Source organism: Desulfotignum phosphitoxidans DSM 13687 (assembly GCF_000350545.1).
Taxonomy (GTDB): Bacteria; Desulfobacterota; Desulfobacteria; order Desulfobacterales; family Desulfobacteraceae; genus Desulfotignum; species Desulfotignum phosphitoxidans.
Map to the genome: position 1 here is coordinate 1 of NZ_APJX01000013.1, position 20,981 is coordinate 20,981.

Sequence of the window (20,981 nt, forward strand, 5' to 3'; positions counted from 1 at the left end):
CATTCAGCGGTTGAATCGGCTATAAACGGGTTGGAAAATCATGGTCTGGACAGATGCCCGGATCATGGTATTCAAGGATTTAAAAGATACGTGGGCCTGTCTGTTCTGGCAAGAAACCTCCAGATCATGGGGCATAATATACAACAAAAAGGATTGAAACAGCTGCAACGGTTTGAACAGCGCAAAGCCGCTTAAAAACAGGCCATTGCATCAAAAACAGCACGTCAAACACTACAGGTGTGCCCGAAAAATGGGAAAGTCGTCAAAAAACGACTATCATGAAAGCACTTTCCCCGGTTTGTGATAGCAGGAGGACCAACAATTGAAAATTTTGTCAGGCATGTGCCCCGGAAAATCTCAAAATCGGGGTTTCCGGCCAGCCACTATTTATACCTTCATAAAGGAAAATATTAAAACATAATAATAGAATATGAAAGCCCAACTCAAGCGTATCATTGCAGATTTTCACCAGATCCCGCTGCCTGATTTCCAGCGCAGAAGCCTGGATGTGCCCCTGGACCTGGAAGGCGAGAATGATCTTATTTTTGACGCCTATCGCGAGCTTTATCCAGCCCAGGATCTGTCCAGGGTATATCTTTTTTTTGACGAGATCCAGGAACTGCCGGACTGGGAAAAATTCGTACGCCGGGTGACAGACACCATTTCCAGGCGGGTTGTTATAACCGGGTCCAATTCCAGACTGTTGTCCAGGGAAATCGCAACTTCCCTGCGGGGGCGGGGAATATCCTTTGAGATTTTACCTCTTTCCTTTGCAGACTATTTGCGTTTTTCGGGCCTGCCGGCCGATCCGCCGGTGTCCAGCAAAGACAGGGCTCTCGTGAGCCGGGCCTTTGAAGAATAAGAATTTTCAGTCAACAAGCTGTACAACGATCTCAAGTCCAGGGGATTTTCAGTGGGAAAGGATTCCCTGTATCGGATGATGGACGAAGTGTTCGACATATACATGCTGACCAGGATGGAACGGTATGACCCCTCGGTAATCAGGCGGGAGATGAGCAACAAAAAAGTCTACCTCTACGACAATGGCCTGGCAACCGCACTCAACTATACCTTGTCCGAAGATCGGGGAAAGCTCTTGGAAAATCTGGTTTACAGGCATTTGCGGGAGATGACGCAAGAGATGTACTTTATACGCAACGGTTGGGAGTGTGATTTTGTCGCTTTTCCACACGGCAGGGAACCTTTGCTGGTACAGGTGACATCAAGACTTGATACCAATAATCTGGCCCGCGAGATCAAGGGGCTCGATGCTGCCAGGAAGCGGGTCGGGTCAGGCCGGACCCTGCTGCTGGCGGAAAGCATACAGCCGGGCTTTGATGTACCCGAATGGATAAGAGTTGCTCCTGTTTTGGATTGGTTGCTGGAATAAATGACCCCAATGACCAATGGTGGAAATCCAGAAAATGCACGAAGGCGCCGGCCGCATCCGCATCCAGCTGCTCTGAACCCCCAATAGGTATCCCCTATTTACACCACCCCATGAATATTATAAAACACACCTTGCACCACCCCCCATCGGATACAGCCCTCCCCTGTAACCGACAGAGCAGAGCTATACCCAAAACTTAACACTTAAAACTTAACACTTAACACTTCCCCCCCCAATAACTACAATAACGCAGGCCTGACCCCCAAATGATGCAGATATACTGAAACGGCCCTGGCAGAAAAACTGGGTGTGATCCAGCAGACCGTCAACGCATGGATCACGGATATCCGCGCCCGGCAGAAAACAAACAGGGACAGCATTATTATCCGGCTCAGCCGCCTTGGATGGACCCAGGAAAAGATTGCCCGGACAACACAGATGACCCAGGGCCGGGTGGCTCAAATTATTAATAATACCATTTTTGGTAAAATTAATAATCTGCTCGCCCAGGGCCGGGACATGCAATACATTGCCGGCCATTACAACATGGAACTGGCGCTTGCCTGGGCATTGAGACTGGAAGGAAAGACAGATCAGGAAAAATTCAAAGCCCTTGAATGGGGGAAAACACCAACCCCGGCGCGACCCTGGCGTTTTTAAATGCCGACTGGTACGATTTTGAATCCACCCCGGCCGCACAGGAAGACCCCGGCAGATCCATCACCCTGTTTGACTACCACAGGCTCTTGACCCAAACCGGCTGGAAGGTCATCCGCCGCATTGAATGCCCCCTGTCCACAGAACGCCTGACCGGAAACCAGGTGCAGAAAATGCAGACCAAACGCATCCTGGGCACCATCGGCAGAACCCTGCTGATCGCCCGGCGGACATAAAGGACGTCGGCCGCATACGTATCCAGCTGCTTTGAACCTCCCACTAGGTAGTTTCACCTATTTACACCACCCTATGAATTCTATATACAACCATTCTGTAATGCACCACCCTTCATCGGATACAGCCTTCCCCCTGTAACCGACAGAGCGGAGCTATACCTAACACCCAACACCTAAAACATGACCCCACTCCAATCACTCATACAAAAAGGTGAATCTGAACACCTTGAGTTCAAGACTTCCTTTGGAAAAGAAACCATAGAGGCATTGTGCGCTTTTGCAAACACCCGGGGCGGGACGGTATTGATCGGAGTAAATGACAAAGGTAAAATAACAGGGGCTCAGGCTTCCCGGGAAAGCATTCAGAAATGGATAAATCAGGTAAAAAACACAACATCTCCGTCCATCATTCCTGATGCAGAGACGTTTGCCCATGAGGATAAAACAGTCATCAGCTTGTCTGTCATCTCCTATCCCATCAAACCCATAAGTTTCAAAGGCAAGTACTACAAAAGGGTTCACAATGCCAACCATCTTATGGATTTAAATGAAATAGCCAATGAACACCTGAGGACGATCAACCTCAGCTGGGATTTTGCCCGGGACCCGAACCATGACATCAATGATATTTCACTGGAAAAAGTCTACCAGTTTATTGAAAATTCGAATCGGTTCCGGGATTATCCCATCAATGACGATCCTTTGACAGTGCTTAAAAAATTTGAACTGCTGCGTGAAAACGCCGTTTCTTTTGGTTGTTTTCTGCTTTTTTGTAAGAATCCATCAATGATTTCGACCATTGATGCAGGCCGTTTTGATTCGGAAACCATCATAAAGGACAGCATTACTATCCGGAATGATCTTTTTTCAGAAGTGGAAGCCTGTATGGATTTTGTACGCAAGCATATCAGCAAACGGTTTGTTATCTCAGGCAAACCCCAAAGAGATGAAGTCTGGGAATATCCACTCGAAGCTGTAAGAGAAATTATCGTGAATATGATTGTCCACAGAGATTATCAGGCACAAGGTGATTCGACCATCAAAATATTTCACAATAGAATGGAGTTTTTCAATCCGGGCCCGCTTCCCAAGGGAATGAAAATGCAGGACATCCTTTCCGGCAGGCTGGCATCCAATCCCAGAAACAAACAGATTGCCTCAATATTCAAAGAAGCCGGAATTATTGAAAAGTATGGTTCCGGAATTAAACGGGTGATGCAGTCGATGGCAGATGCAGGATCTCCTGCACCGGTGTTTGAAACAATTGCCGATAATTTCAAAGTCACATTGTTTCCAATGGGTGAAATACCAGGTGGCGGAGTAAGTGGCGGAGTAAGTGGCGGAGTAAGTGGCGGAGTAAACAATCTTTTAGACTTCATTAAAGCCAACCCCGGCAAAAAATCCAGAGAAATTAAAGCCGCCCTGAATCTGCCGCAAAGAACATTGGAACGCTGGTTAAAAGAGCTGCGCGAACAAAAGAAAATCAAATTCCAAGGCCCACCCAAAACAGGAGGGTATCATTTTTTGGATGAAAAATAGTACCCGATACCCAACCCCCCAATAACTACAATAACGCAGGCCTGACCCCGCAATCCTTGAATGGGGGAAAACACCAACCCCGGCGCGACCCTGGCTTTTTTAAATGCCGACTGGTACGATTTTGAATCCACCCCGGCCGCACAGGAAGACCCCGGCAGATCCATCACCATATTTGACTACCACAGGCTCTTGACACAAACCGGCTGGAAGGTCATCCGCCGCATTGAATGCCCCCTGTCCACAGAACGCCTGACCGGAAACCAGGTGCAGAAAATGCAGACCAAACGCATCCTGGGCACCACGGGCAGAATCCTGCTGATCGCCCGGCGAACGTAAAGGAGAAAGAGAAAAAGGGGTCAGACCCCGATTATAGTCAGATTTTGCCCAATATTGACAAAAGACCAGGCAACGTTTATACTCTGTTTAAACATCAACCATATACATGGAGACCATGATGATGGAAACTGTTCTGGATATCAAAAAATGGGGTAACAGTCTGGGTGTCAGACTGCCGGCTGCGATTGCCCGGGCGGCCCGGCTGCATATTGATCAACGTGTGCACATGTCGGTGGAAGATGGTGCCATCGTCATCCGTCCCGAACAAGAGGCTGACTTAACCCTGGATCAACGTCTGTCTCGTTTTGATCCGGTCCGGCATGGCGGAGAGACAATGCAGACCCGGGCAATTGGGGCTGAAAAGTGGTAACAGCCGGTTCAAAAAAAGAAAAGAAATCCTGGGTGCCAGGCAGGCAGGATATCATCTGGATCGACTGCAACCCCCAGGCCGGAAAAGAAATGCGGGATATCCATCCTTTTCTGGTTCTTTCACCCCGTAATTTCAACGACAAAACATCCTTGGTCATCGGCCTGCCCATGACCACGGCAGAATACAATGCAGACAATCCTTTTGCCGTTGAAACCGGGAAGGCCAGGACAAAAGGACGTACCGGCAAAACCAGTTATGTCCTCTGTCAACAGCCCAAATCCTTTGACTGGCGGGTACGCCGGGCAACGGTTCATCCTCAGAAAAAATTGTCGGATTCATTTTTTGCCGAAGTCTGCAAACGCCTGAACCAGATAATCCAGATTGATCAATACGTGTGACAGGGGCACCAGTTAGACGACTCCAGGCAAAATCCTTAAAACCCACTTTTTGCCCCCAAAAAGCGGCACCTAAGAGGAAAAAACACCCTGAATTGAAACGATTCTCCTTTAATAACAATATTTTATCGGGGTCAGACCCCGACTAACGCAGGCAGGTATGAGAGTTATGGTTGCCATTTTCAATGACAGAATGGAGATTCAGAGTCCGGGTACCTTACCTCTGGGAATGACCATTGATGATTTTAAGGCAGGTCTCAGCAGGATCCGGAATCGGGTGATTGCAAGAGTGTTCAGAGAGCTTGGACTGATGGAAGAGTGGGGAAGCGGATACAGAAGAGTTTCAGACAGTTGTAACAGGGCTGGTTATCCCGTGCCGGAATGGCAGGAGGTGGGACCGTCTATGCGGGTCACAATATTTCCTCATCCGGAAGTAAGGGAACAGCTGATCGATGTCCCTGTAAATGTCCCTATAAATGTCCCTGTAAATGAAAGGCAGGCATGGTTCATAGAACAGCTCCGCAATGGCAGGAATTGTAAAGCATCAGACCTGGCAGCACAATGGCAGATAGCGGAAAAAACCGCCAAACGTGATATTGGTGATTTGAAAAAGAAAGGTTTGATAACGTTTATCGGTGCGCCCAAAACCGGAAAATATGTGCTGGCGTAATAATCAACAAACCCCTTTACATCAACCATGATCTGTTTTAGAAATACAACCTTACTGCACCTCCATCGGTTAAACGCCCATCCAGCATGTAACCGACAGAGCGGAGCTATACCCAAAACTTAACACTTAACACTTAACACTTCCCCCCCCCCCCAATAACTACAATAACGCAGGCCTGACCCCGAAAGGAAGACCCCGGCAGATCCATCACCCTGTTTGACCCCACCCCCTACGCACCGGATCGGGCAGGGCTTAACCGAAGCCATGACCTGGTATGAAACCTTTTTAAAAACGGTTTAAAAAAAACAAAATCATATTATGATTCAAATAAATAGGATTTTTGACAGGTGGTGAATATGCAAAATCAATTTAATGTCGAGTATCCACAGAATTTGCCGGACCTCCTCCAGGTGACAAAGCAGGCATTTGAGGACGAGGCCAGAATGGCAATGGCTGTCAAGCTGTTTGAATTGAAGCGGCTTTCGTCAGGGATGGCCGCTGAATTGGCCGGATGCAGCAGGGTTGCGTTTTTGCTTGGACTCCACCGGTTTAACGTGCCGATGATAGACCTTGAAGAAGAAGAACTGTTGGCAGAAGGATTGCGAGATTGAACGGTCTTTGTCTGACAGGATCAATAGGCGTACTGCTCCGTGCAAAACGCAAAGGTCTTGATTTTTCGATGACAGAAGCAATAGATAGAATGCAATCCAATGGCATTTACCTGAGTAAGAAAGTAATCGATTTTGCCCTCCGGCAATAATTAGCTCCCGTTAGTCCGATGCCCCAATACCCAACCCCCCAATAACTACAATAACGCAGGCCTGACCCCCAACTTTAATGGTTTTAACCAGAAATTTTCGAGAGACCATACAGGCTCGTGCCAAAAAGGACCCTGCATATCGTGAGGCTATGCTGACCGAGGCAGTAGACAGTTTTTTATCCGGTGATGTGGATGTAGGAAAAGCGTTATTGCGAGACTACATCAAGGCTACTGTCGGCTTTGAAACACTCAGCAGACAGATCAATAAGCCGAGCAAAAGTCTTCATCGGATGCTGAGCCCTTCCGGCAATCCTGGCGCACACAATTTTTTTGAGATTCTCAGTTGTTTACAGAATAATGAAGGGTTGGAACTCGTGGTTACCGCCCGTCATCATTCAGATACTGGTCTGTGTGATACTGCTCTATAAGCCTGACTCCACCCCGTTTACTTAAAACTGAACACTTAAAACTTAAAACTTTAATGAACCTAACCCTCCTATTCGACGGCACATGGAACGACCCCCAGGACCGCACCAACGTGTTCCGCCTGTGCACCAGCCTGGCAGACCACGCCAAGGACCGGGGCCGGCAGCCCGCACGTTCCGGGACCGGTTCAGCCGCCCGGTCTCCATCCACATGATCGGGGTCTGGGACACGGTGGGGGCCCTGACCACATCCCCCCGGGACTCGTTTGCCGAATTTCTGGGCGGAACCTACCAATGGTTCGCCAGACGTTTCAAACCCGGCAAAGGCCGCCATCTCCGCAAATACGACACGGACCCGGACGGCCACCCGGCCATCAACGTCACAGTGGACCCTTCCGTGTGGGAGCGGTGGCACCGGGACCCGGCTTACCGGCCCCGAACCCTGGTGAACAAAGGCCTGTCACCCCCAACCCCAAAACCAAATACCCAAAACCCATGAACCATCACGATCTTTTTTTCAAAGCCACTTTTTCAATCCGGGAAAATGCCGCTGATTTTGTTCGACATATCCTTCCGCCCGGATTGGTGCATCAGATTGATTTTAAGACGCTTGCCATTGAAAAAGGATCTCATGTGGATGCAGAACTGGCAGAAAACTTTTCCGACACCGTATATAACTGCCGGTTTTCCGGAATCCAGATTAAAATAGCCCTGTTGTTCGAACACAAAAGCGCTCCGGACACCAATTTGCCGTTCCAGCTTCACCGTTACATGGGCAATCTTTGGGAAAACAGCATCAAACAAAAACAACCCCGAATGCCGGTGATCCCCATCGTACTCTACCACGGCTGGAAATCCTGGACCCCTGGCACCCTGATCACCCGGTTCAAAAATCTGCCAAACGATATAACACCCTATATTCCTGATTTTAAATTTATATTTGTGGATCTTTCTGCGTACTCCAACGAATCCATAAAAACGAGTACTTTTAAGGTAGCTTCACTGCGGATAGCCCTGCTGATCATGAAAAATATTTTCGACCAGCAGAAACTGGAACATTATCTGACCCAGTTTTTAGAGATCGGCCGGGCATATTTCCAGGAAACACAGGGATTGAAATTCCTTGAAGCTGTGATAAACTACATATTACAGGCAACCGAGATCGAACCAGACAAACTTGTCCAATCAGTTGCCTGCATTTCAGAGAAAGGAGGGGACATTGCCATGACAACCGCAGAAAAACTCAGACAGGAAGGCATCCAGAAAGGCATCCAGAAAGGCCGTCAGGAAGGCCGTCAGGAAGGCAGCTACAAAACGATGATATCCCTGGTCCGCAATGCCAAAAAAAATGGACTGTCCGAAGAAATGATCGCCCAGATTGCCAACCTCGACATCACCCTGGTCAGAAAGATACTGAACAACGAACCCGTCGAAATCCCGCTGCACCTGCTGTCAGACAGCTGAAAATCCCCGGGGACAGGCTTGGCTCACTGGCTTATTGTGACCCTAAGAAACAAGCCATAAGGACAACCCTCGTGCAATCTGGCACAACCCTGATTTATGAACCCCAGGCACCATCCCATTGAAATCCTTAAAACCCTGTTTTCACCCCCGAAAAGTGCCTTCTAAGAGCCAAAAACAAGCATTTTTTACCCATACCCCTATAATAACAAACGCTTAGCAGGGTCAGACCCCCTTTGAAGAGCTACAGAGACAAACAGATCGCCCCGAACGACCCGACAGCCCGCACGTTCCGGGACCGGTTCAGCCGCCCGGCGGTCTCCATTCACATGATCGGGGTCTGGGATGTGGAACAGCGCTGGTTCACAGGTGCCCACGCCAATGTGGGCGGCGGATATGGGGACGACCCCCTGGCAGACCTGCCCTTGGCCTGGATCCAGAAAAAAGCCCTGGCCGCCGGCCTGGACCTGACCCCCTGCACCCCGCCGGACCAGGCCCTGACCACATCCCCCCGGGACTCGTTTGCCGAATTTCTGGGCGGAACATACCAATGGTTCGCCAGACGGTTCAAACCCAACAACGGCCGCCACATCCGCAAATACGACACGGACCCGGACGGCAACCCGGCCATCAACGTCACAGTGGACCCTTCCGTGTGGGAGCGGTGGCACCGAAACCCGGTTTACCGGCCCCTGACCCTGGTGAACAAAGGTCTGACACCCCAATGCCCGACATCATAACACCCAACACCCATCAAATTGACAATTTGCAATCTAAGTGTTAATTTTTAATGCAGAAGTTTTGAGTCTTAAAGGGGGAAAATAAATGGAAATACAATTTGTAACAGATGTTTCAGGAAATAAAACTGCTGCAATTGTTCCTTTTGAGGAGTGGGAGCGGATGGAAAAAGCAAAAGATTTGCTCGAGCATATTTATCTTTCAGAAATAATAATAAAAAGGCAAAACAGCCGCCCTGATATGAATCTGGACGATTTGCTGAATGCAGAAGGATTGACACGTGCCGACCTGGAAAGTTGAGTTGATTCCGGAGGCTTGTGAAGATTTTAAAAGCCTGGACGGCAGTGTTAAAAAGCTGGTTTTAAAACAGCTTGTCAAATTGGAGAAAAATCCAAGGTATGGTGAGGCTCTTGGTAACAAGGCGGGTATAAATTTAGAAGGCTACTTTAAATTATATGCCATGCAGAAAAAAATCCGAATTGTCTATGAATACCAGGAAGTTGAACAGATTATTAAGATCATTGCCATTGATAAGCGAGAAGATCTGGAAGTCTACCGCATAGCATTCAAAAGAATTCAAGACTCCAGATAACCAACCCTGACCCCACCCCGTCTACTTAACACTTAACACTTAAAACTTAACACTTAACACTTTCCCCCCCCAATAACTACAATAACGCAGGCCTGATAATCATATAAAGGGCGTAGCAAAAAACAACCGTTGTCATTTGCTACTATTAAACTGCGTGGAAGCCAGCTTTCCAAGGGAATTTTTGGGGTTCCCCTGGAAAGCTGGCCGAAGCGAATTGAAAAAATGAGTAGGCACCTCCCTAATTATAGCAACGATTGCTATAATACCAGTTATTATAAACATATAGGATTTAGGAGGTGCCCAATGAAATATTACGCTGGAATTGATTTGCATTCAAGCAATAATTACATCGGCATCATTGATGAGACGGACAAGCGAGTGTTTGGCAAGCGGATCAGCAATGATCTGCCGGATGTCCTCTCGGTGCTGGAACCGTTCAAAAGCAACCTGGATGGCGTTGTGGTAGAATCAACCTACAACTGGTACTGGCTGGTGGATGGCCTGCAAGATCATGGCTATCAGGTTCATCTGGCCAACCCATCCGCTGTCAAGCAGTATGAAGGATTAAAGTACACCGATGACCGGTGGGATTCCTTCTGGCTGGCGCATATGAAACGATTGAACATCTTGCCTGAAGGGTATATTTACCCAAAGCAGCAAAGATCGGTCCGGGATCTGCTGCGGCGAAGGCTCCTGTTTGTCCACCAAAGAACCAGCCAGATCTTGAGTCTGCAAAGCATGATTGCACGGACCCTGGGCATCCGGATGTCTGTCAGGGCAGTTAAAAAACTGACCGATGAAGATATTGACCGGATGTTTGAAGCCAACCTGGCGTTTATGGCCGGAAATCATTTGAGCACCATTGAGTTTTTGGATAAGACCATTCTCAATATTGAGAAGCAAGTTCTGGCGCAGGTGCGGCTCAAAAAGGAATTCAGCCTGCTTCAGACCATACCCGGGATCGGGAAGATCCTTGCGTTGACCATCATGCTGGAAGTGGGTGACATCAACCGCTTCAAAAAAGTGGGTCATTATTCTTCCTATTGCCGGTGTGTCAAAAGTGAGAAAACATCAAACAAGAAAAAAAAGGGAGAAAACAACAAAAAGAACGGCAACAAGTTTCTGTCCTGGGCCTATGTGGAAGCAGCCAATTTTGCGCAACGCTACAGCCGGGAGGCCCAGCGGTTTTTCCAGAAGAAAAAAGCAAAAAGGAACGGGATTGTTGCAGTTAAAGCCCTGAGCAATAAACTGTGCAGGGCATCTTACTATATCATGCGGGACCAGATACCGTATGATGAAGCCAGACTGTTTGCTGAGTTTGGCTGCGGCAGGGAACCGACCAAGGGGTTGGCATCGAACCAGCAGGCCTGATTGGAAACTGCCGCAGCCGTTAAAATGGTTTTTATTACCTGATTCGCCTATGCCGTGAGCCTGTAAGGGGTTGGTTAACAACCATAAGGTCTGAAACAAACAATTAGCCACGGCATGGTACTGAAGATTTTCTGGGGTCCAGATGGACCAGGGGCCGTGTATCAAGCTTCATACGCTGATGCACACTCGCCTTGAACCCGATGGGTGACTGGTGCGGATCAATAAGCCGTAAACCAACACGCCGAAATAACAGGTGCAAACCAGGAATAAAGGCCGTAATGGTAGTACTGGAAAGAACCGGAGACAGCAGTCAAGAAAAAAGGAAACTTTTTTCACGGGGAGGTGTTTTTTTTCTTGACTGGCCCTTTAATGGGTGACCCTGAAATGAAAATCCAGGAGCTGATATGGGACGAGGGCATCTACCCCCGCTCCAGCCTCAACCAGAAGACGGTGGACGCCTACGTCGAAGCCCTGTCCATCGGGGCGCAGTTTCCGGCGGTCATGGTGCAGCGGGTGGTCAACTACACCCCGGGCGGGGATCTTTTGGCCATCGTGCTGATCCTCATCGACGGGGTGCACCGGTGGCACGCGTTCAGGCAGGCCGGCCGCACGGACATCCCCGTGATCCATTACCAGGACGCGGTCCTGGACTATGAAGCCGCCAAAACAGAACTGCTCCTGGAGTCGGCCCGGAACAACACCCGCCATGGCGACCGGCTGACCCCGGCCGATAAAAAGCGCATTGCCAGGGACATTGCATCATCAGACCCGAAATGCAGATATACTGAAACGGCCCTGGCAGAAAAACTGGGTGTGATCCAGCAGACCGTCAACGCATGGATCACGGATATCCGTGCCCGGCAGAAAACAAACAGAGACAGCATCATTATCCGGCTCAGCCGCCTTGGCTGGACCCAGGAAAAGATCTCAAAAAAAGTGGGGATAAACCAGCAGCGGATTTCACAGATTACCAATAATACCAAATTTGGTAATATTGGTAATCTGCTCTCCCAGGGCCGGGACATGACATACATTGCCGGCCATTACAACATGGAACTGGCACTTGCCTGGGCATTGAGACTTCAAGGAAAGACAGATCAGGAAAAATTCAAAGCCCTTGAATGGGGCCTTCGCACCTGGGATCAATGGCATTTCAACGAATGTGATGACAGATTCGGAGATGACTGGCCCGGCCGCATCCCTGCCCAGCTGGTGGCCCATACCCTGTTCTATTTTACAGAACCCGGGGACCTGGTCCTGGACCCCATGGCCGGCGGCGGCGTTGTCCCGGATGTCTGCCTGGCTTTTGAACGAAAATGCCGGGCCTTTGATCTTGCACCATCAGAGGGCCGCCCGGAAATCGAATACCATCACTGGAACCCGCAAAAACGCACCTGGCCCCTTGACAGAAAGCCGGACCTGATCTTTTTTGATCCCCCGTATTACACCAAAAAAGCAAAGGAATACGAACAAAAAGCCGGCAAAGCAGCCCCTTCCATATCTTCCTTGTCCAAAAAGGAATATGAAGCGTTTTTTAAGGATTTTTTTACCCTGGCCCATGAAAACACCAACCCCGGCGCTTCCCTGGCGTTTTTAAATGCCGACTGGTACGATTTTGAATCCACCCCGGCCGCACAGGAAGACCCCGGCAGATCCATCACCCTGTTTGATTACCACCGGCTCTTGACCCAAACCGGCTGGCAGGTCATCCGCCGCATCGAATGCCCTTTGTCCACAGAACGCCTGACCGGAAACCAGGTGCAGAAAATGCAGACCAAACGCATCCTGGGCACCATCGGCAGAACCCTGCTGATCGCCCGCCGAACGTAAAGGAGATCACCAATGAAACTGATCGAATGGGAAGTCAATGAAGACAGTTACCAGGAACAGATCCTGATCCCGGAAGCCCAGCGCCAGCTGGCGGCCCGGGAGGGCATCTCCACGGAAAACAAACAAACCGTGGCCGCCCGGATCCAGAACCTGACCACAGGCGAAACCTACACGGCCCGCCTGGCCATCACAGGCAACCGCCAGCTGTATCTGCCCGTTGAAATTCAGAAAATGCTCCAAGGCGCCGGCCGTATCCGCATCCAGTTGCTATGAACACCCCGATAACGACAATAAAGCAGGCCCCCATGATGAAAATCTACGTAGCCGGCCATCGAGGTATGGTAGGAAGCGCCATTGTCAGACATCTCAACGCCTTGGGACAGACCGATATCATCACCCGGACCCGCCAGGAACTGGATCTCCTTGACCAGCAGGCGGTCAGAGACTTCATGCAGTCTGAAAAGCCGGACCAGGTGTACCTGGCCGCCGCCAAAGTCGGGGGCATCCATGCCAACAACACCTATCCGGCGGAATTCATCTATGAAAACCTGATGGTTCAAAATAATGTGATTCATGCGGCCCACCAGAGCGGGGTCCAGAAACTGCTGTTTCTGGGCAGCAGCTGCATTTATCCCAGAGAGGTTCCCCAGCCTATGAAAGAAGAGATGCTGATGATGGGATATCTGGAGCCTACCAACGAACCCTACGCCATTGCCAAGATCGCCGGCATCAAGCTGTGCGAGAGCTACAACCGCCAGTATGGACGGGACTACCGCAGCGTGATGCCCACCAACCTCTACGGTCCCGGGGACAACTACCACCCGGAAAACAGCCACGTGATCCCAGCCCTGCTGCGCCGGTTCCACGAAGCCGTCCAGCAGCAGGCCCCGGAAGTGGTGATCTGGGGATCTGGCACCCCTATGAGAGAATTCCTGCACGTGGATGACATGGCCGCCGCCACCGTACACGTCATGAACCTGGATGCCGCCACATACCAGGCCCACACCCAACCCATGCTCTCCCACATCAACGTGGGCACGGGCATTGACTGCACCATCCGGGAACTGGCCCAAACCATTGCCAAAGTCACCGGCTTCACCGGCCGCCTGACCTTTGACACCACCAAACCCGACGGCACCCCCCGAAAACTCTTGGATGTAACCAAACTCAAATCCCTGGGCTGGTCCCCGTCCATCCCCCTGGAACAAGGCCTGACAGATGCCTACACCTGGTTCCTTGATCACCAAAAAGACTTCCGAGAATAACAAAACAGGAACCACACTTAAAACTTAAAACTGAACACTTAAAACTTTTATGAAAAAAGCACTCATCACCGGCATCACCGGCCAGGACGGCGCCTACCTCGCCGAATTCCTGCTCGAAAAAGGCTACGAAGTCCACGGCATCAAACGCCGGGCCTCCCTGTTCAACACAGACCGCATCGACCACCTGTACCAGGACCCCCACCAGACAGACCGCAACCTGATCCTGCACTATGGCGACCTCACGGATGCCACCAACCTGATCCGCATCCTCCAGCAGGTTCAGCCCGACGAGGTCTACAACCTGGCAGCCCAGAGCCACGTCCAGGTGTCGTTTGAATCTCCGGAATACACGGCAGACACGGACGCCCTGGGCACCCTGCGCCTCCTGGAAGGGATCCGGCTCCTGGGCCTGGAAAACAAAACCCGGTTCTACCAGGCCTCTACCTCCGAACTGTACGGCAAGGTCCAGGAAACCCCCCAGACCGAAAAAACCCCGTTCTACCCCCGGTCCCCCTATGCGGCCGCCAAGCTCTACGCCTACTGGATCACGATAAACTACCGGGAAGCCTACAACCTGTATGCCTGCAACGGCATTTTGTTCAACCACGAATCCCCGCTGCGGGGCGAGACCTTTGTTACCCGCAAGATCACCCGGGCCCTGTGCCGTATCCACTTAGGCCTCCAGGACTGCCTGTACCTGGGCAACCTCAACGCAAAACGCGACTGGGGCCACGCCAGAGACTACGTGGAGATGCAATGGCTCATGCTCCAGCAGGAGTTCCCGGACGACTATGTCATTGCCACGGGCGAGCAGCACTCGGTCCGTGAATTTGTGGACCTGTGCGCGGCCGAACTGGGCATGACCCTCCAGTGGCAGGGCACGGGCATTGATGAAATCGGCATTGATCCTGCCACCAACAAAACCATCGTGGCCATAGACCCCCGGTATTTCCGCCCCACGGAAGTGGACACCCTGCTCGGAGACCCGACCAAAGCTCACCAAAACCTTGGCTGGACCCCGAAAACCTCATTCAACACCCTGGTCAAAGAAATGACCCGACACGACCTTGCCCAGGCCCAGAAAGACCAGCTCTGCCACCAGGCCGGCTACCCCGTCTTCAACCACAACGAATAACCCCAAACCCGGCCCACTTAACACTTAAAACCCCCACCCTGTTACATGGATTATATTTTGTTGCAATTTTTACGCGGCGCGGGAATGCCCTGCGAATTATTTCAGTTAGACGCGCCAGAAAGCAGGAGGCAAATCTTTATGGTTAAAAAGAAACCAGCAAAAAGCACGGAAGAATTTGACCGACGATTCGATGATGGTGAAGATATTCATGATTTGATTGACATCTCCAAAGCCAAAATTGTTCGGCACGGCAGAAAGGTACGTATCACAATCGATATAGCCGAAGAGCTGGTGAGTGAAATCGATGGCATCAGAGCTACCATAGGTGTGGACCGAGGGGCTTTGATCAAGGTCTGGCTATACGAAAGGGTAAAACAAGAAAAGGAATTGACTGCAATAAGCCACCCCTGACCACACCCCGTCTACTTAAAACTTAAAACTTACCCCCCCCCAATAACTACAATAACGCAGGCCTGACCCCACCGCCCCCACCGCCCCCTATGGCACGAAAATCACGTATCCATTATCCCGGAGCACTGTATCATGTCATGCTCAGAGGAAATGCCCGGCAGACGGTCTTTTATCAAGATGTCGAATGCAGATATTTTGAAGAGATTCTGGCCCGGGGGCTGGATCAGTGCGCGATCGTGCTGCATGCTTACTGCTGGATGAAAAATCATGTACATATGGCGCTGCAGGTCCGGGAAGAACCGCTGTCAAAGCTGATGCAGAATATTTCTCAGCGCTATACCTGGTGGTTCAACAAGCGGCATGACCGGGTAGGGCATGTGTTCCAGGGACGGTACAAGGCAGTTCTTGTGGACAAGGATGCCTATCTCAAGGAGCTGATTCGCTACATCCATCTGAATCCGGTGCGTGCCGGCATGGTCACCGATCCCCTGGAGTATCCCCGGAGCAGCCATGCAGCTTATGCCGGCAAAATCCGGCCGCCTGGCTGGCTGAGTATCGACCGGGGACTGGGACAATTCGGAACAACAGAGCCGGACGCGCGGGCCGTTTATCTGCATTTCATGGGCCAGACAACCGGTGAGGAACTCCTGGACAAGCTTCGCCACGGCAGCTGCACAGAAGGGCGGATCCTCGGTAATGAAAATTTCATCCAGGCAGCCCTCAGCCGGAAAAATGAAACGGTTCAGGCACAGATCGGAATCGAACCGCTGGTGGCGCTGGTCGCCCGGATTTACCAGGTCCCGGTCCGGGAGATGACCAGTGCGAGCCGCGCCAGGCAACTGACACAAGCCAGAGCCATGGCCACACTCATCGGCGTGGATCATTGCGGGTATCTGGTGTCTGATTTAGCCCGGTATTTCAACCGGGATGTGCCGGGATTAAGCAGGCAGGTGAAGGCCCTTCGTGCCCGCCTTGAAAAAAATCAATCTCTTCTGGAAAAAGCAGCACACATCCAGGACCAAATAACTACAATAACGCAGGCCTGACCCCCGAAACTGACCCCCGAAATGACCCCCGAAACTCCCTAATAACAAAATCTTTCTAATTATGAACCATAGTGATAAAATGAATGCGTTACCAAGCGTTTGGCGATCAAAGAATGATTGATAGAATAAGGTTAATTGGAATATGGAAACAGGAATAACGAATTCAATAAAAGTCAAAAGCAGGTATGCTCAACTGTTGTCCACTTTTGATATGGATCTTCAAACCGCGGTTGATGATGCGCTGCAAAGATATCTGGTTGAGCAGATCAGGATAAAAATTAAAGCATTGAAGAAAAAGGATCAGGCTTTCCAGAAAAAATATGGAAAAGATTACAACCTGTTCTGCAGGCTCGTTGCCGAAGATGAAAATTATGTGGAACAGATTGAAAAAGATATAACTAAATTGTGGGAATCAGATTTATCAGAATGGGAATTTTGTCATGAAGGGATTAAGGATTGGACAGAACAGCTTCAGAATATATTGATAATGTTGTAAGAGCTATCCCCACTGCTTTTGAACAATCTGAATATGAATTTGATGCCACACCTTCCCGGATCATATTGAGTGTCAGGTGTAAATACGGCCCATATCAGGTCTTTATAACAGAACTTTTCAGTAATGCCGCACGAAAATACAGGTATTATGTGCTGTATCAGAATCAGGTTGTGGCCGGTTTTGATAATGCCCCCGACCCCAGGGCTATTCGAATGAAGTATGGAACAATTGGAAGGGATCATACGGGCGAACAAATACCACATCTTCATTTAGAGAACAAAAAAAGAATTGAATTGACCGGGGAATTATCCTTCTTTGATTTCGTCCAATGGGTGAAGAAGAATCTTTCACAAACAATAGATCCTTGTGGCGGTGGACCTGCGGTATTTCCCTCCCGCGGAAGTGGAAACCCTGCTGGGTGATCCGTACAACCCTCGGGGGGTCAGGCCTGGCTTACGTGTGACCTTGGGTTATTGGCTTATTGTGGCCCTATGCAATAAGCCAACAACCCAACCCTGACCCCACCCCGTCTACTTAAAACTTAACACTTCCCCCCCCAATAACTACAATAACGCAGGCCTGACCCTGAAATGAAAACCCAGGATCTGATATGGGACGAGGGCATCTACCCCCGCGCCAGCCTCAACCAGAAGACGGTGGACGCCTATGTCGAGGCGTTGTCCATCGGGGCGCAGTTTCCGGCGGTCATGGTGCAGCGGGTGGTCAACTACACCCCGGGCGGGGATTTGCTGGCCATCGTGCTGATCCTCATCGACGGGGTGCACCGGTGGCACGCGTTCAGGCAGGCCGGCCGCACGGACATCCCCGTGATCCATTACCAGGACGCGGTCCTGGACTATGAAGCCGCCAAAACAGAGCTGCTCCTGGAGTCGGCCCGGAACAACACCAGCCATGGCGACCGGCTGACCCCGGCCGATAAAAAGCGCATTGCCAGGGACATTGCATCATCAGACCCGAAATGCCGATATACGGAAACGGCCCTGGCAGAAAAACTGGGTGTGATCCAGCAGACCGTCAACGCATGGATCACGGATATCCGTGCCCGGCAGAAAACAAACAGAGACAGCATTATTATCCGGCTCAGCCGCCTTGGCTGGACCCAGGAAAAGATCTCAAAAAAAGTGGGGATCAACCAGCAGCGGATTTCACAGATTACCAATAATACCAAATTTGGTAATATTGGTAATCTGCTCACCCAGGGCCGGGACATGACATACATTGCCGGCCATTACAACATGGAACTGGCGCTTGCCTGGGCATTGAGACTTGAAGGAAAGACAGATCAGGAAAAATTCAAAGCCCTTGAATGGGGCCTTCGCACCTGGGATCAATGGCATTTCAACGACTGTGATGACAGATTCGGAGATGACTGGCCCGGCCGCATCCCTGCCCAGCTGGTGGCCCATACCCTGTTTTATTTTACAGAACCCGGCGACCTGGTCCTGGACCCCATGGCAGGCGGCGGCGTTGTCCCGGATGTATGCCTTGCTTTTGAACGAAAATGCCGGGCCTTTGATCTGGCACCATCAGAGGGCCGCCCGGAAATCGAATACCATCACTGGAACCCGCAAAACCGCACCTGGCCCCTTGACAGAAAGCCGGACCTGATTTTTTTTGATCCCCCGTATTACACCAAAAAAGCCAAGGAATACGAACAAAAAGCCGGCAAAGCAACCCCTTCCATATCCTCCTTGTCCAAAAAGGAATATGAAGCGTTTTTTAAGGATTTTTTTACCCTGGCCCATGAAAACACCAACCCCGGCGCTTCCCTGGCTTTTTTAAATGCCGACTGGTACGATTTTGAATCCACCCCGGCCGCCCAGGAAGACCCCGGCAGATCCATCACCTTGTTTGACTACCACCGGCTTTTGACCCAAACCGGTTGGAAGGTCATCCGTCGCATTGAATGCCCTTTGTCCACAGAACGCCTGACCGGAAACCAGGTGCAGAAAATGCAGACCAAACGCATCCTGGGCACCATCGGCAGAACCCTGCTGATCGCCCGACGAACATAAAGAACGTCGGCCGCATCCAGCTGCTTTGGCCCAAAACCTAAGACCTAACACCCATGCAAGGTCATAAAAATCCCTTGAACAATGTTAACCAAACCCATACAATATAGTCGTCATGCAAAGCGAAGGATGAAATTGTACAAAATAACCGAAGAGGATATTTCATCCATTATTGAAAACTGGAAGACAAAGCAGATGGTTTTTAAAGGAAAATACGAAATCACCAGCAATGAAGTTTTTGGGCAGCAGGGTTATCCAATAAAGGTTGTTTTTTCTTGTGAAATTGAAAAAATTGTTGTGATTACGGCATACCCCCTTAAAAAGGAGATGAAAAAATGAAAATTCATTATGACCAAGAGGTTGATGCCGCTTATTTACAATTTTCCAAAGAAACTCCTTCAGGCGTTGTTGAAGTCTCTGAAGGTGTGAATCTGGATCTAACTGAAGACGGAAAGATTGTCGGGATCGAAATCCTTGATGTATCGAAAAATTTTCCGCTTCAGTCTCTTTTTACCTGTGAATTTGATTCAAAGCTGATAGCCTGATCCCATCCCCAATACCCAACCCAACACCCATGAAAATCAACCACATTGGCGCCAAAAGCTGCGTCACCGGCTCCTGCCACCTTATCCAGGCGGCCGAAGTCAATCTCCTGGTGGACTGCGGCATTGCCCAGGGCCATGATCCTGTGCTGCCCTTTGACCAGTGGCCCGTGCCCCCGGCCACCGTGGATTACCTGTTTCTCACCCATGCCCACATCGACCACACCGGTCGGGTCCCGGACCTGATCGATGCCGGGTTTGCAGGTGAGATTCTGTGCACCCATGCCACCAAAGCCCTGCTGTCCCCCATGCTCCGGGATGCCATGTCCTTTTCCGACCGCTCCGACACCGCAGTCCGGGCCATGGAAGCCCGGATTGACGACCTGTCCTGGGGGTTTGAGCTGTACGACACCTTCACCCTTAAAAGCAACATCACCTTTACCCTGAAAAACGCCGGCCACATCCTGGGCTCCTGCTTTATCCAGTTTTCATTCCCGGGCGGTCCGGGCAGCGCCCCCACCCGGGTCACCTTTTCCGGGGACCTGGGCTGCCGCCACACCCCGATCCTCCCGGACCCGGACCTGCCCGACTCCTGCGATCTCCTGATCCTGGAATCCACCTACGGGGACCGGAACCACGAAAACCGGGCCGACCGCCAGGCCGCCCTGGCAAAGGCCCTGGACCATGCCCTGTCCGACAGCGGCATTGTGTACATCCCGGCATTTGCCCTGGGCCGCACCCAGGAGCTGATCTACGAGCTGGACCGCATCAACCCGGGCGTGCCCGTGTTCATCGACTCTCCCTTAGGGGTAGAGATCACCCGGCTGTACCAGGACATGGACGACTGCTGGGACAAAGAAGCCAAAACCCTGAAAGCCGCCGGCGACCACCCCATCCGGTTCAAACACCTGTATGCCGTGGAGCGGTTCAAAGACCACCGCCGCCTGCTGGACCTCAAAGGTCCTGCCATCATCATTGCCGGATCCGGGATGTGCACGGGCGGCCGCATTGTCAACCACCTCAAACACGGCCTGGACGACCCGAAAAACGACCTGTTCTTTGTGGGATATCAGGCCGCCGGCACCCCAGGCCGGGCCATCCTGGAAGGCCGCACCCCGTCCAAAGCCGCCATCCACGGCCTGACCGGCTACTCGGCCCACGCCGACCAGCAGACCCTGGCCGCCTGGGTGGCAGCCATGCCCGACCCCCCGGGCGAGATCCGGCTGGTCCACGGCGAACCCAAAGCCCAAACCGCTTTGGCCAAAAGATTGAACACCTGAAAC

Annotated in this window: 31 protein-coding genes and 1 pseudogene; all 32 read left to right on the forward strand. The window is 51.0% G+C overall.

What is annotated here, in order from left to right; all coding sequences use genetic code 11:
• Window positions 1-195, forward strand: a pseudogene (locus tag DPO_RS20540) (ISNCY family transposase); the annotation flags it as partial.
• 235 nt (window positions 196-430) lie between these two features.
• A complete protein-coding gene (locus DPO_RS20545; RefSeq protein ID WP_006968297.1) occupies window positions 431-862 on the forward strand; it encodes an ATP-binding protein in 432 nt (143 codons plus the stop codon).
• Between the two features lie 18 nt (window positions 863-880).
• Window positions 881-1,390 carry a DUF4143 domain-containing protein gene (locus tag DPO_RS20550; RefSeq protein WP_407637420.1) on the forward strand — a complete coding sequence of 170 codons (510 nt, stop codon included), beginning with the start codon at window positions 881-883 and terminating at the stop codon, window positions 1,388-1,390.
• 309 nt (window positions 1,391-1,699) lie between these two features.
• Window positions 1,700-2,050 (forward strand): hypothetical protein, encoded by a 351-nt coding sequence (locus tag DPO_RS26220; protein ID WP_006968299.1) that lies wholly within the window; start codon window positions 1,700-1,702, stop codon window positions 2,048-2,050.
• Window positions 2,008-2,283 carry a hypothetical protein gene (locus DPO_RS26225; RefSeq protein WP_006968300.1) on the forward strand — a complete coding sequence of 92 codons (276 nt, stop codon included), beginning with the start codon at window positions 2,008-2,010 and terminating at the stop codon, window positions 2,281-2,283. The genes DPO_RS26220 and DPO_RS26225 overlap by 43 nt, the downstream gene beginning before the upstream one ends.
• A 180-nt stretch (window positions 2,284-2,463) precedes the next feature.
• Window positions 2,464-3,822, forward strand: coding sequence for an ATP-binding protein (locus DPO_RS20560; RefSeq protein WP_006968301.1), 1,359 nt, complete (start codon window positions 2,464-2,466; stop codon window positions 3,820-3,822).
• A 60-nt stretch (window positions 3,823-3,882) separates the two neighbouring features.
• Window positions 3,883-4,158, forward strand: a complete 276-nt coding sequence (locus DPO_RS20565) for a hypothetical protein (RefSeq protein WP_006968302.1) — start codon at window positions 3,883-3,885, stop codon at window positions 4,156-4,158.
• A gap of 115 nt (window positions 4,159-4,273) precedes the next feature.
• On the forward strand, window positions 4,274-4,528 hold the full coding sequence (locus tag DPO_RS20570) for an AbrB/MazE/SpoVT family DNA-binding domain-containing protein (protein WP_201765654.1): 255 nt from the start codon (window positions 4,274-4,276) through the stop codon (window positions 4,526-4,528).
• Window positions 4,522-4,926, forward strand: coding sequence for a type II toxin-antitoxin system PemK/MazF family toxin (locus DPO_RS20575; protein WP_040012168.1), 405 nt, complete (start codon window positions 4,522-4,524; stop codon window positions 4,924-4,926). The genes DPO_RS20570 and DPO_RS20575 overlap by 7 nt, the downstream gene beginning before the upstream one ends.
• A gap of 157 nt (window positions 4,927-5,083) precedes the next feature.
• Window positions 5,084-5,593: an ATP-binding protein gene (locus DPO_RS25580; protein ID WP_083912104.1), complete on the forward strand. Its 510-nt coding sequence runs from the start codon at window positions 5,084-5,086 to the stop codon at window positions 5,591-5,593.
• Window positions 5,594-5,949: 356 nt separating this feature from the next.
• Window positions 5,950-6,204 (forward strand): UPF0175 family protein, encoded by a 255-nt coding sequence (locus DPO_RS20585; protein WP_006968306.1) that lies wholly within the window; start codon window positions 5,950-5,952, stop codon window positions 6,202-6,204.
• A complete protein-coding gene (locus tag DPO_RS26790) occupies window positions 6,201-6,353 on the forward strand; it encodes a DUF3368 domain-containing protein (RefSeq protein WP_201765655.1) in 153 nt (50 codons plus the stop codon). Before DPO_RS20585 ends, DPO_RS26790 begins: the two co-directional genes overlap by 4 nt.
• Before the next feature lie 149 nt (window positions 6,354-6,502).
• The gene (locus DPO_RS20595; protein WP_201765656.1) at window positions 6,503-6,781 is read left to right on the forward strand and encodes a helix-turn-helix domain-containing transcriptional regulator; all 279 of its coding nucleotides are present in this window, start codon (window positions 6,503-6,505) and stop codon (window positions 6,779-6,781) included.
• A gap of 53 nt (window positions 6,782-6,834) precedes the next feature.
• Window positions 6,835-6,993, forward strand: coding sequence for a DUF2235 domain-containing protein (locus DPO_RS26230; RefSeq protein ID WP_152427765.1), 159 nt, complete (start codon window positions 6,835-6,837; stop codon window positions 6,991-6,993).
• On the forward strand, window positions 6,990-7,277 hold the full coding sequence (locus DPO_RS20600) for a hypothetical protein (RefSeq protein ID WP_006968307.1): 288 nt from the start codon (window positions 6,990-6,992) through the stop codon (window positions 7,275-7,277). The genes DPO_RS26230 and DPO_RS20600 overlap by 4 nt, the downstream gene beginning before the upstream one ends.
• Window positions 7,274-8,242 carry an Rpn family recombination-promoting nuclease/putative transposase gene (locus DPO_RS20605; protein WP_006968308.1) on the forward strand — a complete coding sequence of 323 codons (969 nt, stop codon included), beginning with the start codon at window positions 7,274-7,276 and terminating at the stop codon, window positions 8,240-8,242. The genes DPO_RS20600 and DPO_RS20605 overlap by 4 nt, the downstream gene beginning before the upstream one ends.
• Before the next feature lie 233 nt (window positions 8,243-8,475).
• Window positions 8,476-8,979 carry a phospholipase effector Tle1 domain-containing protein gene (locus DPO_RS20610; protein ID WP_006968309.1) on the forward strand — a complete coding sequence of 168 codons (504 nt, stop codon included), beginning with the start codon at window positions 8,476-8,478 and terminating at the stop codon, window positions 8,977-8,979.
• Between the two features lie 85 nt (window positions 8,980-9,064).
• The gene (locus tag DPO_RS20615) at window positions 9,065-9,277 is read left to right on the forward strand and encodes a hypothetical protein (protein ID WP_040012170.1); all 213 of its coding nucleotides are present in this window, start codon (window positions 9,065-9,067) and stop codon (window positions 9,275-9,277) included.
• Entirely contained in the window at window positions 9,258-9,569 is a 312-nt protein-coding gene (locus DPO_RS20620; protein ID WP_006968311.1) for a type II toxin-antitoxin system RelE family toxin, read from the forward strand. Before DPO_RS20615 ends, DPO_RS20620 begins: the two co-directional genes overlap by 20 nt.
• Window positions 9,570-9,872: 303 nt before the next feature.
• The gene (locus tag DPO_RS20625) at window positions 9,873-10,940 is read left to right on the forward strand and encodes an IS110 family RNA-guided transposase (RefSeq protein WP_006968312.1); all 1,068 of its coding nucleotides are present in this window, start codon (window positions 9,873-9,875) and stop codon (window positions 10,938-10,940) included.
• 384 nt (window positions 10,941-11,324) lie between these two features.
• Complete coding sequence (locus tag DPO_RS20630) at window positions 11,325-12,770, forward strand: hypothetical protein (protein ID WP_006968313.1); 1,446 nt, start codon at window positions 11,325-11,327, stop codon at window positions 12,768-12,770.
• A gap of 12 nt (window positions 12,771-12,782) precedes the next feature.
• On the forward strand, window positions 12,783-13,043 hold the full coding sequence (locus DPO_RS20635) for a hypothetical protein (RefSeq protein ID WP_006968314.1): 261 nt from the start codon (window positions 12,783-12,785) through the stop codon (window positions 13,041-13,043).
• Window positions 13,044-13,075: 32 nt separating this feature from the next.
• Entirely contained in the window at window positions 13,076-14,035 is a 960-nt protein-coding gene (gene fcl / locus DPO_RS20640) for a GDP-L-fucose synthase (protein ID WP_006968315.1), read from the forward strand.
• A gap of 49 nt (window positions 14,036-14,084) precedes the next feature.
• The gene (gene gmd / locus DPO_RS20645; protein WP_006968316.1) at window positions 14,085-15,170 is read left to right on the forward strand and encodes a GDP-mannose 4,6-dehydratase; all 1,086 of its coding nucleotides are present in this window, start codon (window positions 14,085-14,087) and stop codon (window positions 15,168-15,170) included.
• Between the two features lie 138 nt (window positions 15,171-15,308).
• Window positions 15,309-15,581 (forward strand): type II toxin-antitoxin system BrnA family antitoxin, encoded by a 273-nt coding sequence (gene brnA, locus DPO_RS20650; protein ID WP_006968317.1) that lies wholly within the window; start codon window positions 15,309-15,311, stop codon window positions 15,579-15,581.
• Between the two features lie 137 nt (window positions 15,582-15,718).
• Window positions 15,719-16,627 (forward strand): transposase, encoded by a 909-nt coding sequence (locus DPO_RS20655; protein WP_006968318.1) that lies wholly within the window; start codon window positions 15,719-15,721, stop codon window positions 16,625-16,627.
• A gap of 142 nt (window positions 16,628-16,769) precedes the next feature.
• Window positions 16,770-17,123: a hypothetical protein gene (locus tag DPO_RS20660; protein WP_006968319.1), complete on the forward strand. Its 354-nt coding sequence runs from the start codon at window positions 16,770-16,772 to the stop codon at window positions 17,121-17,123.
• A complete protein-coding gene (locus tag DPO_RS25335; RefSeq protein WP_152427766.1) occupies window positions 17,084-17,545 on the forward strand; it encodes a hypothetical protein in 462 nt (153 codons plus the stop codon). Before DPO_RS20660 ends, DPO_RS25335 begins: the two co-directional genes overlap by 40 nt.
• A 168-nt stretch (window positions 17,546-17,713) precedes the next feature.
• Entirely contained in the window at window positions 17,714-19,159 is a 1,446-nt protein-coding gene (locus DPO_RS20665) for a hypothetical protein (RefSeq protein WP_006968320.1), read from the forward strand.
• An 81-nt stretch (window positions 19,160-19,240) separates the two neighbouring features.
• Complete coding sequence (locus tag DPO_RS20670; RefSeq protein ID WP_083912107.1) at window positions 19,241-19,495, forward strand: DUF4258 domain-containing protein; 255 nt, start codon at window positions 19,241-19,243, stop codon at window positions 19,493-19,495.
• Window positions 19,492-19,701, forward strand: a complete 210-nt coding sequence (locus DPO_RS20675; protein ID WP_006968322.1) for a DUF2283 domain-containing protein — start codon at window positions 19,492-19,494, stop codon at window positions 19,699-19,701. Before DPO_RS20670 ends, DPO_RS20675 begins: the two co-directional genes overlap by 4 nt.
• Window positions 19,702-19,730: 29 nt before the next feature.
• Complete coding sequence (locus DPO_RS20680; RefSeq protein ID WP_006968323.1) at window positions 19,731-20,978, forward strand: MBL fold metallo-hydrolase; 1,248 nt, start codon at window positions 19,731-19,733, stop codon at window positions 20,976-20,978.
• Window positions 20,979-20,981 lie beyond the last annotated feature (3 nt).